General features: G+C 43.0%; 8 protein-coding genes and 1 tRNA gene. 7 read left to right on the top strand and 2 right to left on the bottom strand.

Annotated elements, in window-relative coordinates; translation table 11 throughout:
• Positions 1-58: 58 nt before the first annotated feature.
• From Bovatus_RS20145 to Bovatus_RS20135, 3 genes are all read left to right on the top strand, one after another.
• A tRNA-Pro gene (locus Bovatus_RS20145) sits at positions 59-133 on the top strand.
• Positions 134-190: 57 nt separating this feature from the next.
• On the top strand, positions 191-1,411 hold the full coding sequence (locus Bovatus_RS20140) for an S-adenosylmethionine:tRNA ribosyltransferase-isomerase (RefSeq protein WP_004301146.1): 1,221 nt from the start codon (positions 191-193) through the stop codon (positions 1,409-1,411).
• A 44-nt stretch (positions 1,412-1,455) separates the two neighbouring features.
• Complete coding sequence (locus Bovatus_RS20135; protein ID WP_004301145.1) at positions 1,456-1,974, top strand: NUDIX hydrolase; 519 nt, start codon at positions 1,456-1,458, stop codon at positions 1,972-1,974.
• Here the strand turns inward: Bovatus_RS20135 and Bovatus_RS20130 are convergent.
• Complete coding sequence (locus tag Bovatus_RS20130; RefSeq protein ID WP_004301144.1) at positions 1,952-2,494, bottom strand: glutathione peroxidase; 543 nt, start codon at positions 2,492-2,494, stop codon at positions 1,952-1,954. The two genes, Bovatus_RS20135 and Bovatus_RS20130, sit on opposite strands and share 23 nt — an antisense overlap.
• 210 nt (positions 2,495-2,704) lie before the next feature.
• Here Bovatus_RS20130 and Bovatus_RS20125 point away from each other — a divergent pair, with 210 nt between their 5' ends.
• The 4 genes from Bovatus_RS20125 (at position 2,705) to Bovatus_RS20110 (ending at position 9,924) form a co-directional block, all read left to right on the top strand.
• Positions 2,705-7,030: a CusA/CzcA family heavy metal efflux RND transporter gene (locus tag Bovatus_RS20125; protein ID WP_004301143.1), complete on the top strand. Its 4,326-nt coding sequence runs from the start codon at positions 2,705-2,707 to the stop codon at positions 7,028-7,030.
• Positions 7,031-7,092: 62 nt separating this feature from the next.
• Positions 7,093-7,986 (top strand): efflux RND transporter periplasmic adaptor subunit, encoded by an 894-nt coding sequence (locus tag Bovatus_RS20120; protein ID WP_004301142.1) that lies wholly within the window; start codon positions 7,093-7,095, stop codon positions 7,984-7,986.
• A 70-nt stretch (positions 7,987-8,056) separates the two neighbouring features.
• The gene (locus Bovatus_RS20115) at positions 8,057-9,124 is read left to right on the top strand and encodes a sensor histidine kinase (RefSeq protein WP_004301141.1); all 1,068 of its coding nucleotides are present in this window, start codon (positions 8,057-8,059) and stop codon (positions 9,122-9,124) included.
• Between the two features lie 5 nt (positions 9,125-9,129).
• Positions 9,130-9,924 carry a LytR/AlgR family response regulator transcription factor gene (locus Bovatus_RS20110; RefSeq protein ID WP_004301140.1) on the top strand — a complete coding sequence of 265 codons (795 nt, stop codon included), beginning with the start codon at positions 9,130-9,132 and terminating at the stop codon, positions 9,922-9,924.
• Positions 9,925-10,286: 362 nt separating this feature from the next.
• On the opposite strand, the gene Bovatus_RS20105 is transcribed toward Bovatus_RS20110, so the two are convergent.
• Entirely contained in the window at positions 10,287-12,233 is a 1,947-nt protein-coding gene (locus Bovatus_RS20105; RefSeq protein WP_004301137.1) for a glycoside hydrolase family 97 protein, read from the bottom strand.
• Positions 12,234-12,250 lie beyond the last annotated feature (17 nt).

Here is a 12,250-nt window from a genome sequence, read left to right as displayed (position 1 = left end):
AATTTCACACTATTTATTTGCTATTTAAAAATTAATCTGTACTTTTGCATCCGCAATTCGGGGTGTAGCTCAGCCCGGTTAGAGTACGCGTCTGGGGGGCGTGTGGTCGCTGGTTCGAATCCAGTCACCCCGACTGGTTAAAGAGGTTAGAAACCGAATGGGTTCTAACCTCTTTTTATTTTAGAAAACAATGAAAGAAGATCCTAGACATATCCATATCAGTGAATACAGTTATCCTCTTCCGGATGAACGTATTGCTAAATTCCCGTTGCCTACCCGCGACCAGTCCAAACTCTTAATATACCGTCGTGGAGAAGTTAGTGAAGATGTTTTCACGTCTTTGCCGGAATATCTGCCGCAAGGCAGCCTGATGATATTCAATAATACAAAAGTCATTCAGGCACGCCTCCATTTTCGAAAAGAGACGGGAGCACTGATCGAAGTGTTTTGTCTTGAACCGATCCAGCCAAACGATTATGTCTTAAATTTCCAACAGACAGCACATGCCGCCTGGCTTTGCATGATCGGCAATCTGAAGAAATGGAAAGACAGACAGTTGAAACGCGAAATGACCGTCAAAGGATTCCCTATTACTCTGACCGCTACCCGAGGAGAATGTAAAGGAACCAGCCATTGGGTAGATTTTGCATGGGATAATCCGGAAGTGACGTTTGCCGATATCCTTGAAGTATTCGGAGAACTTCCTATTCCTCCTTACTTAAACCGGGATACGGAAGAAAGTGACAAGGAGACTTATCAGACTGTTTATTCTAAGATTAAAGGTTCGGTAGCTGCGCCTACGGCGGGATTACATTTTACTTCACGAGTATTGGATGCTCTTCAAGAAAAAGGGATCGATCTTGAAGAATTAACTCTACATGTAGGAGCAGGCACATTCAAACCTGTAAAAAGTGAAGAAATCGAAGGTCACGAGATGCACACGGAATATATATCGGTCAATCGGAGTACCATCAAAAAACTGATTGACCACGACGGTTGTGCTATTGCAGTAGGGACTACTTCTGTACGGACTCTGGAAAGCCTGTATCACATTGGAGTTACATTGGCTGAAAATCCGTATGCTACGGAAGAAGAACTACGTGTCAAACAATGGCAGCCTTATGAAAAGTACGACCAGATTCCTCCCGTTGTTGCGTTGCAAAAGATATTAGGATATCTCGACAGGAATGGTTTGGAAACCCTTCACACCAGTACACAGATTATCATAGCACCGGGATACAATTATAAAATAGTGAAAGCGATGGTTACTAATTTCCATCAGCCGCAAAGTACCTTGCTGCTTTTGGTTTCAGCTTTTGTAAAAGGGAATTGGCGCACTATTTATGATTATGCACTGGCGCATGATTTCCGATTCCTAAGTTATGGAGATTCTTCTTTATTAATACCATAAGAAATCCTCCTCTCCGAAAGATTTTACGCAATATAAAAGACACTATGCCAAGTGATAATAACCAGGAAATGTTCCCTATCGTAGACGAACAGGGAAATATCACCGGAGCTGCCACTCGCGGAGAATGTCACAGCGGTAGCAAACTGCTTCATCCGGTAGTTCACCTTCACGTATTCAATGCCCAAGGAGACATCTATTTACAGAAACGCCCCGAATGGAAAGACATTCAACCGGGGAAATGGGATACGGCTGTAGGCGGACATATTGATTTGGGCGAAAGCGTAGAAATCGCCCTAAAGAGAGAAGTCCGTGAAGAATTAGGCATCACAGACTTCACTCCCGAGCTTCTCACCAGTTATATTTTTGAATCCAGCCGTGAAAAAGAGCTTGTTTTTGTCCACAAAACCGTTTATGAGGAAGAAATCCATCCCAGCGACGAACTGGACGGTGGACGATTTTGGAAGATCGAAGAAATAAAAGAAAATCTGGGTAAAGGAATCTTCACTCCCAACTTCGAAGAAGAGCTGAAAAAAGTCTCTCTTATTCCTTCTCTATCCAAGTAATAATCTTTTCAGAGAACGGACTTTCTTTCGGAGACACAACTCCCGCCCAATGTCCGTTCTCATCAATCATAAACTTCTGAAAGTTCCACTGAATCGGTGCACTTTCTTTTCCATTTTGTTTTTTCTCCGTCAACCATTGGTAAAGAGGAGCCATATCTTTTCCTTTAACGGAAATCTTAGCCATCATCGGAAAAGTAACATCATAGTTCAAAGAACAGAACTTGGCTATTTCTTCATTACTACCCGGTTCTTGTCCCATAAAGTTATTCGCCGGAAAACCGATAATAACAAAGTCTTTTTCTTTATATTTCTCATATAGTTTCTCCAGTTGAGCATACTGGGGCGTCAGCCCACACTTAGATGCCACGTTGACTACCAGCACTTTCTTACCTTTCAGTGAAGAAAGAGGAAAGTCCTTACCATCAATAGTTTTCACTGTAAAATCATAAAAAGACTTGTTTTGCGCTTCCGAAGAAATTGCAAACAACAGGCTTACCATCATCAAGACGAATGTTTTCATGTTGAATATACATTTAGTTTGTTTTTATATTAAACGAGTAAACTGAAAGAAATGTTTGTTCAGCAGTGAAACAAGAACTATGATTTTACATCTTTCAATTCCCAAATCCGTCACTTCACCCCACAATCTTTCCGCTTCATTTATTCTTAGTGATAACGGATGAAGATAGGCAGTAATTTTGTACTGTGAAATAATAATACAACGAAAATCATGTTTACAGCTATTGTACGTTTTTCAATCAAGAAGAAACTATTTGTAGGACTCACTACTCTCTTCCTGTTTATCGGAGGTATCTATGCGATGCTGACACTACCTATTGATGCCGTGCCCGACATTACCAATAATCAGGTACAAATAGTGACCGTATCTCCTACACTCGCGCCACAAGAGGTGGAACAACTCATCACTATGCCTATCGAAATAGCAATGAGCAATATTATGAATGTCGAAGATATCCGTTCTGTCAGCCGCTTCGGGCTATCGGTCGTAACGGTCGTTTTTAAAGAAAGTGTCCCCACACTCGATGCACGGCAGTTGATAAATGAACAAATACAAAGCGTAACAAGCGAAATTCCCTCCGAACTCGGAACACCGGAGATGATGCCCATCACCACCGGTCTGGGAGAGATTTACCAGTATATATTGAAGGTAGCTCCCGGATATGAGAAGAAATATGACGCAATGGAACTCCGCACCATTCAAGACTGGATGGTGAAACGTCAGTTGTCCGGTATACCCGGTATAGTAGAAATCAATAGTTTCGGCGGTTACCTGAAACAATATGAAGTAGCCGTCGATCCGGACGCCCTGTTTTCTTTGAATATCACTATCGGCGAAGTGTTCGAAGCACTTAGCAGCAACAACCAAAATACCGGAGGAAGCTACATTGAGAAGATAAAGAATGCCTACTATATCCGGTCGGAAGGTATGATTACCCGCATCAAGGATATTGAACAGATTGTAGTGACCAACCGGAATGGGATTCCGGTACATATCAGTGATGTAGGAGTTGTCCGCTTCGGTTCTCCAAAGCGTTTCGGTGCCATGACCAAGGATGGTGAGGGCGAGTGTGTCGGCGGAATTGCCATGATGCTGAAAGGTGCCAACGCAAATGTAGTGACTCAAGAACTCGAAAAACGGGTAGAAAAAATACAGCAGCTATTGCCCGAAGGAGTCAGTATAGAACCTTACTTGAACCGTTCGGAACTGGTAAATCGGAACATCTCTACGGTTGTCAACAACCTGATTGAAGGAGCAGTTATCGTCTTCCTTGTACTCATCCTCTTCCTCGGCAACCTCCGTGCCGGACTGATTGTCGCATCCGTCATCCCGCTGGCAATGCTTTTCGCTTTTATCATGATGCGTGTATTCAATGTCACCGCCAATCTAATGAGTCTCGGTGCCATTGACTTTGGTATTGTAGTAGATGGCTCTATCGTTATATTGGAAGGTATCCTCGCCCACATTTACGGAAAACAATTCCGAGGCCGCACACTGACCCGCAAAGAGATGGAAAAAGAAGTGGAAAAAGGAGCTTCCGGCGTTGCACGTTCGGCCACTTTTGCAGTGTTGATTATCCTTATCGTCTTCTTCCCCATCCTTACATTGAACGGGATTGAAGGGAAATACTTCACCCCCATGGCTAAAACACTTGTGTTCTGCATTATCGGAGCCTTAATTCTCTCACTGACTTATGTTCCTATGATGGCCTCCCTCTTTCTGAAGCATACCATTGTTGTGAAACCCACCCTTGCCGACCGCTTCTTCGAGAAACTGAACAAGATCTACCAGCATACCCTGCGCGCCTGTCTTCGTTACAAATGGCGTACCGTCATCATAGCCTTCTCCGCGCTGATCGGTTCACTTTTTCTCTTTACCCGCCTGGGAGCAGAGTTCATTCCCACTTTGGACGAAGGTGATTTTGCCATGCAAATGACACTACCCGCAGGAAGTTCGCTGACCGAAAGTATCGAAGTTTCCCGCTTGGCAGAGAAAGCATTAATGGATAAATTCCCTGAAATCAAACACGTGGTAGCCAAAATAGGAACGGCGGAAGTTCCCACTGACCCGATGGCAGTGGAAGATGCTGATGTGATGATTATCATGAAACCATTCAAAGAATGGACAAGTGCCGGAAGCCGTGCAGAAATGGTGGATAAAATGAAAGATGCACTTGCTCCGCTCTCTGAACGTGCCGAATTCAACTTCTCGCAACCGATACAGCTTCGCTTCAACGAGCTGATGACGGGAGCAAAAGCAGATATTGCCATCAAACTATATGGAGAAGACACGCACGAATTATATGAAAGAGCCAAAGAAGCAGCTACCTTTGTAGAAAAAGTGCCGGGAGCAGCGGATGTCATCGTTGAGCAGACGATGGGATTACCCCAATTGGTAGTGAAATACAACCGTAGCAAAATAGCCCGTTACGGCATCAACATACAAGAGCTTAACACCATTATCCGAACTGCCTATGCCGGAGAGTCAACAGGTGTAGTCTTTGAAAACGAACGGAGATTCGATCTCGTGGTACGGCTTGACCAGGAGAAAGTGGCCGACTTGAATCTTGATAAGTTGTTTGTACGCACTTCGGAAGGAATTCAAATTCCTGTTGGAGAGGTAGCAAGCATCGACCTTGTCAGTGGGCCACTGCAAATCAACCGGGATGCAACCAAACGACGCATCGTCATCGGTGTCAATGTGCGTGACGCAGACATCCAGCAAGTTGTCGCCAATATTCAAGAGACACTGAACAAGAACATCAAACTGAAGCCGGGATATTACTTCGAATACGGCGGCCAGTTCGAGAACTTGCAAAATGCCATCAATACCTTACTGGTAGTCATCCCCGTGGCATTAATGCTCATTCTATTGATTCTGTTCTTCGCATTCAAGAACATCACCTATACCCTGATGGTATTCTCAACCGTCCCCCTATCGCTCATCGGTGGTATCGCCGCACTTTGGCTACGCGGACTTCCGTTTAGCATATCGGCCGGAGTAGGATTCATCGCCTTGTTCGGGGTAGCAGTATTGAATGGTATCCTGATGGTAAATCACTTCAACGAACTTCGTAAACAAAATACCTATTCCATGACTACAAACCAGATTATCAAAAGAGGGACTCCACACTTGCTCCGTCCTGTATTCCTGACAGGACTGGTTGCATCTTTGGGATTCGTCCCGATGGCAATAGCCACTTCAGCCGGCGCAGAAGTACAACGTCCGTTGGCAACAGTGGTCATCGGTGGCTTGATTATTTCTACCGTACTGACTTTACTCATCATTCCAGTGTTTTACAAAATTGTAAATTCATTTGCTACCTGGAGACGTCCGGGAATCAAACTGCGCCGGCCTTTCGGGGGATTGTGTCTCCTGTTCTTGTTTCTTCCCGCGTTCGTTTCCGCTCAACAGACACAAACAGTCAGTCTCGAACAGGCGATAGAAATAGCCAAACAAAATCACCCTCGCCTGAAAATAGCCAATAATGCTATTCAACAAGCCAAAGCCACTCGCGGAGAAGTGATAGAAGCAACCCCTACCTCGTTCAGCTATTCCTGGGGGCAACTTAACGGAGAAAACAAAAAAGACAAGGAACTGGCTTTCGAGCAAAGCCTGGGCTCCCTTCTAACGCCATTCTACAAGAATGCGTTAGTCAACCGTCAGGTAAAAACGAACACCTATTATCGGCAGATGGTAGAGAAAGAAATCACAGCAGAAGTGAAAAGGGCGTGGGCCTACTACCAATATGCCACTAATCTCTGTTCAATGTATCGGGATCAGGATAAAATGGCAGAAGAACTGCAGCGCATCGGAGAATTACGATACCAACAAGGAGAGATTACCTTGCTCGAAAAAAATATGATGACCACCATAGCTGCCGATCTGCATAACCGCTGGTTCCAAGCAAAAGAAGAAGAGAAAATGGCATTGGCACGTTTCCAATGGAGTTGCTACTCCAACGATCCCATTGTTCCGATGGATTCCACTTTATCCTTATTCTATACCGGCATTTCGGATGGAAACCTGTCGGGAGCACATACAGCCTACTTTCAAAGCCAGGCAGATGAAGCGAAAGCAATGCTTCGTGTAGAGCAGAGCCATTTCTTTCCTGAAATCAGTGTGGGGTATACCCGTCAGGACATTCTCCCACTTAAGAATCTGAATGCCTGGATGATCGGGGTTTCTTTCCCCATCTACTTCCTGCCACAAAAGAGCAAAGTGAAGCAGGCACGGCTAACTGCCACTTCAGCGCAAATACAGGCAGATGCCAACATCCGGGAGTTAAGAAATAAAACACTCGAACTGGAAGCATCCCTCCGCAGATATAATGAGAGCTTACGATATTATACCTCTTCTGCCTTGAAAGAAGCGGACGAACTGACAAAGGCAGCCAACCTGCAATTGCAGCAGAGCGAAACAGGCATTGCCGAATATATACAGTCGATTACCACCGCCAGAGAGATACGCAGAGGCTATATTGAAACAGTCTACCAATACAATATTGCTGCACTGGAATATGAACTTTTCAAGTAGGTGGAAGATCGAGACATTGAATGACATACATCACCCAGAATAATTATTATAAAACATAAGATATGAAAAAGATAGTTTATCCCATCCTTTTACTAGTTCTAACGGCTTGCAAAGGAAACCAGCAAACTACAAATAACGAATCCGCCGCAATTCCCGTTGCCGAAACGATAGCAGATACCATCGCACAACCCGAAGTGGATGCCATCACTTCAGCTACCTCAAAGCCTAATCAGGTTTCGTTCAACGGACGAATCGTTCTTCCTCCTCAACGTCAGGCAACCATTGCTTTAACCATGGGAGGCATTGTAAAAAAGGCTTCTCTGCTTCCAGGGCAATGGGTGGCTGCAAACAGTGTAATCGCCACGTTAGAGAATCCGGAGTTCATCACCCTGCAACAAACTTATCTGGATAGTCACGCACAGACCGAATATCTCTTAGCTGAATACGAACGTCAAAAAAATCTGTCTGCCGAACAAGCAGCTTCTCAAAAGAAATTCCAGCAAAGTAAAGCGGACTTTCTCTCCATGAAGAGTCGCCAGGACGCCGCTGCTGCACAACTTTCTCTTTTAGGCGTCCAAACGGAGGCATTACTTAAGAACGGAATACAACCGCTACTGGAAGTCAAAGCCCCCATTAGTGGTTATGCCGCTAATGTAGCGATGAATATCGGCAAATATATCAATCCGGGAGAAGCACTTTGCGAACTTATCGATAAAAGCAGCCCGATGCTTTGCCTGACTACTTACGAGAAAGATCTTGCAGACATACAAGTCGGCAGCCCGGTACAGTTTCGGGTAAACGGAATGGGGACACAAACCTTTCACGGCATCGTGATTTCCATCGGACAAAAAGTGGACGAAACCAATCGTTCGCTCGAGGTATATGCTTCCATCAAGGAGGAAAATGTGCAATTCCGCCCCGGTATGTATGTCACGGCACACATTCAGAAACAATAATTGACCAACTGCGCCAACAGCATTCACATTTTATAACCGGTAACTCATAATTTACCACTATCTTTGTTGTATGATAGCCAAAGCAATAAAAAAAGATAAGTATATACTTTCCACAGTCATCATCTCCTTAGCGGTTGCCGTACTGATTCATTTTCCTGAATCAGTATCTCTTTTCGACCGTTTCGAAAGTCATTCCTTATTCCCGGGGATGAAGTTTATAGATGTGGCAAACGAAATACTGTTTACCTTTCTGTCACTATTGTTACTTTTTGCCATCAATACCCGTTTGTTTCATTTCAATCAGGCTTCCATTAAAATTACAGGGACAAAGATTTTGCTTTCCTTTATCGTGACATGGATATTGAGTAACTTGTCAGGACAGTTTTTTGTTTTCCTTCACAGAACGTTTGATATTCCGGCCATCGATGCCATGGTACATCATTATTTGCATCCATTGCGGGATTTTATTGTGGCATGTCTCGTCACCAGTAGTTGCTGCATCCTTCATCTTATATTCAAGCAGCAACTGGTACTTATCGAGAACGAACAGCTTCAGGCAGAGAATCTCCGCAATCAGTATGAAGTACTGAAGAATCAGCTGAACCCACACATGCTGTTCAACTCGCTGAATACCCTGCGTTCGCTGGTACGCGAAAATCAGGATAAAGCGCAGGATTACATTCAGGAACTCTCCCGGGTACTAAGGTATACTTTGCAAAGTAATGAGTCACAATGTGTCAGTCTCCGGGAAGAAATGGAATTTGTTTCCGCTTATATATTTCTATTAAAGATGCGTTTTGAGAACAATCTACAATTCGACATACAGATAAGCAATGCCTACGAAGAATATCTCCTCCCTCCAATGGCGGTGCAAGTGTTGATTGAGAATGCAGTAAAGCACAACGAAATCAGCAACCGGAAGCCGTTGACCATTCATATCACGACGGACGATAACGGCAATTTGTCTATCAGCAACGACATTCAGCCCAAATGGACTGCAACTTCCGGAACCGGTATCGGACTTGCCAACCTTGCCAAACGATACAGGCTCTTGTTTAAACGGGATATACAAATAACGGAGGACAGAGAGTTTACAGTTTGTATTCCTTTGATTGAAAAATCACAACTAGAACAATAACCACCATGAAGATTGTCATTATAGAAGACGAAAAAGCAGCAGTACGAAATCTGACTTCACTGCTTAATGAAATAAAACCGAATGGAGAAATCGTGACCATACTGGATAGTATCAGTTCCACTATCGAATGGTTCAGTTCTCATCCGATGCCGGAACTGGTATTCATGGATATTCACCTGGCAGATGGTTCCGCCTTCGAGATATTCAATCATATCAATATTACTTGTCCGATTATCTTTACAACTGCCTATGATGAATATGCATTACGCGCATTCAAAGTAAACAGCATCGACTACTTATTAAAACCCATCGGTAAGGAAGACATAGAACACGCTTTCGATAAGCTGCAAGGTTTACAGGATGCTGCTGACAAACACCTGTTTCCTTTTCCACAACAGGAGAATGAGCTACTGAAACTGATACATTCACTCCAAAAGCAGGAAAACTATAAAAGTCATTTCCTTATTCCTACCAAAGGAGACAAACTATTGCCTGTCTCTGTAGATATGATACAATTGTTTTATATTAAGGACTGTCAGGTCAAGGTAGTCTTAACCGATGAAACCGAATACTGTTTTTCTCAAACATTAGATGAACTTACGGAGTGTCTCAATCCTTCTCTTTTCTTTCGGGCTAACCGCCAATATCTTATTTCGCGAGAAGCTATCAAAGATATTGACTTATGGTTCAACAGCCGACTGTCCATCAACTTGTATTATTCAGGAATCAAAGAAAAAATACTTGTCAGTAAAGCCCGAGTAGCAGAATTTAAAGAGTGGTTCTCTAAGAGAAAGCGTTGATTCCGAGGCTTTGCCTTCTTAGAACAAATAGCAAAACAAAGTGTTTCGTGCCGTGAAACGATTGGTTTCAACGCTTGAAACAAAGAGTTTCAAGCCGCAAAACACTTTGTTTCAAGCCTATGAAACTGCAGTTTCCCGCCTTGAAACCAAAAGTATCCCCTGTTGAAACTTCTATTTACATACCAGCTTATGTTTATATGCAGGCATGTTCATTTCAAACGGTGATAGATGAAGATTAGGTGATAGATGGAGAACAACCTATCACCGCCCTGAAAGCTCGATGAACAAGGTGTTTCAGAAGGATGGTGATAGATTGAAAGATGATTTCCATTTTTATGTATGGAAAGTTAGAATATGTGCCATCATTCAATGACAGCTGCAAAGCCACCATTTCTAACCATCTTTATAGTTAGCTGCTCCCCGGCTTTCACCTGGGATGACTTGCAACGATAATCCATCGCCTGACGTCCTGCGTTGATACCATCCTCAAAAGATATCATTTGATAAGAGCGATCTTTATTCAAGAAATCTAACTTTATGGTAAACTCACGTTCCTTTTTACCATTATTAGTCATTCCTCCTATAAACCACTTATCGCCTTTCCGTTTTGCTACAATGACGTATTCACCCGCTTTAGCTTCCAATGCCACAGTCTCGTCCCATGTTACGGGAACTTGTGTGATGAAACGGGTACAATCTTCATTACGATAATAAAGAGTAGGATTATCTGCCAACATCTGCAGACCACTCTCAAAAACCACAAAGAGTGCCAACTGATAAGCACGTGTTCCGATACTTGCAGCATTAGGACGTTCCGACCGATACACATTAGGCTGCATACTAATCATCGCCCCGGGAGTATAATCCATCGGACCGACAGCATTACGCATAAATGGTAAATACAAACTATTATCCGGATAACAACCGCCCATTTGTTCCATGCCACGCACTCCTTCGTAAGACAGCACATTCGGATATTTATATTCCAGTCCGGCAGGTTTGAAAGAGCCATGAAAATCGACAAACAAATGATGTTTGGCTGCTTCCCGGGCTACCCGTTCGTAATAGTTGACCATCCACTGATCGCTTCTGTCCATAAAATCAATCTTAAGTCCTTTTACTCCCCATTCATTGAAAGTCTTGAAGAGATCAAAATTGTTTTCTACCGTCAACCATGTCAACCAAAGCACAATCCCTACATTTTTTTCTTTGCCATAACGAATCAACTCGTGCAAGTCTACTTTGGGATTAGGCGTATAAGGATCACGCGTACTTTTAGCCCAGCCTTCATCCATAATGATATATGGAATACCAAATTTAGAAGCAAAATCAATGTAATACTTATAAGTATCCAAGTTATAACCGGAAACAAAATCCACATCCGGTCCGTAAGGAGAAGCGTCATTCCACCATTCCCAGCTTACCTGTCCCGGCTTAATCCATGAAATATCCTGAAGTTGATTCTTTTCAGCCAGTTTATAAGTCATTGTGTTCTCAATCAACTGCTTATCATTTTTACTTATCACAAAGTAACGCCAAGGATAATTTCTCGTACCTTTTGTTTTAGCAATGTAATCAGCTTCTTGAGTAATCTTCACACTACGATCACTGTTTTCGGCAAACGCAAGCGGAGCTTTAGGAAAAACAGAAATTGCTCCGTTCGTGCCCGTTCCTTTGAGAAACATACATGGATAATCAGCCAAATCCGACTCGCTGATTAATATTTTATAGTCTTTTTGTGTGTCAATCAATACCGGCAAAACAGCTATCCGTTCTTCAGGCTTCCACGCATTACTTTGAACATGTGTGTAAGGTTCCTCATAAGCTGTATGGAAACTTCCCGGTTGTTGCAAGTGAAGAAGATAATCCGACGGGAAGTTGATAGCAAACTCTTCGTTCATTACTTCAACATCACCTTTTTGTGAGGTAATAAACCGGTAAGCAACTCCATCGTCAAAAGCACGGAATTCTACTGAATAATCTTTAAAGGTCAGTAGCAATTGATTATAACGATTATTGACTTTCGAATATTTCAAAGGAACAATAGGAGTTAATTGCTCGTCGACACTCCATTGCTTCTGACGACGCAACTTAGGGTTCTGTCCCAACACTTGATTTTTCAGAACCAACAAAAGAGAATTGTCTTTCAACAATACATCTCCGTTATAATCTATACTATAATAGATTTTATCCGAGAGATTCAAGGACACTTTCAGCTCTCCATTGGGAGAAACCAACTCTAACCGGTTCTGCGCATGAAGTAGTGAAACTAAGCACAAACACACAACTAACAGAATATATCTTCTCATGATTTAGATATTTAATT

Origin of the sequence: Bacteroides ovatus, from assembly GCF_001314995.1 — a bacterium.
In the GTDB taxonomy this organism is placed as follows: domain Bacteria; phylum Bacteroidota; class Bacteroidia; order Bacteroidales; family Bacteroidaceae; genus Bacteroides; species Bacteroides ovatus.
Note: the sequence above shows the minus strand (reverse complement) of the source record. Positions and strands in the feature narration are given on the sequence as shown.

Excerpts from the sequence above, each read along its gene's own strand:
- Bovatus_RS20115 (WP_004301141.1), top strand. The coding sequence starts at position 8,057 with ATGATAGCCAAAGCAATAAAAAAAGATAAGTATATACTTTCCACAGTC.
- Bovatus_RS20130 (WP_004301144.1), bottom strand. The coding sequence starts at position 2,494 with ATGAAAACATTCGTCTTGATGATGGTAAGCCTGTTGTTTGCAATTTCT.
- Bovatus_RS20125 (WP_004301143.1), top strand. The coding sequence starts at position 2,705 with ATGTTTACAGCTATTGTACGTTTTTCAATCAAGAAGAAACTATTTGTA.
- Bovatus_RS20135 (WP_004301145.1), top strand. The coding sequence starts at position 1,456 with ATGCCAAGTGATAATAACCAGGAAATGTTCCCTATCGTAGACGAACAG.
- Bovatus_RS20110 (WP_004301140.1), top strand. The coding sequence starts at position 9,130 with ATGAAGATTGTCATTATAGAAGACGAAAAAGCAGCAGTACGAAATCTG.
- Bovatus_RS20120 (WP_004301142.1), top strand. The coding sequence starts at position 7,093 with ATGAAAAAGATAGTTTATCCCATCCTTTTACTAGTTCTAACGGCTTGC.
- Bovatus_RS20105 (WP_004301137.1), bottom strand. The coding sequence starts at position 12,233 with ATGAGAAGATATATTCTGTTAGTTGTGTGTTTGTGCTTAGTTTCACTA.
- Bovatus_RS20140 (WP_004301146.1), top strand. The coding sequence starts at position 191 with ATGAAAGAAGATCCTAGACATATCCATATCAGTGAATACAGTTATCCT.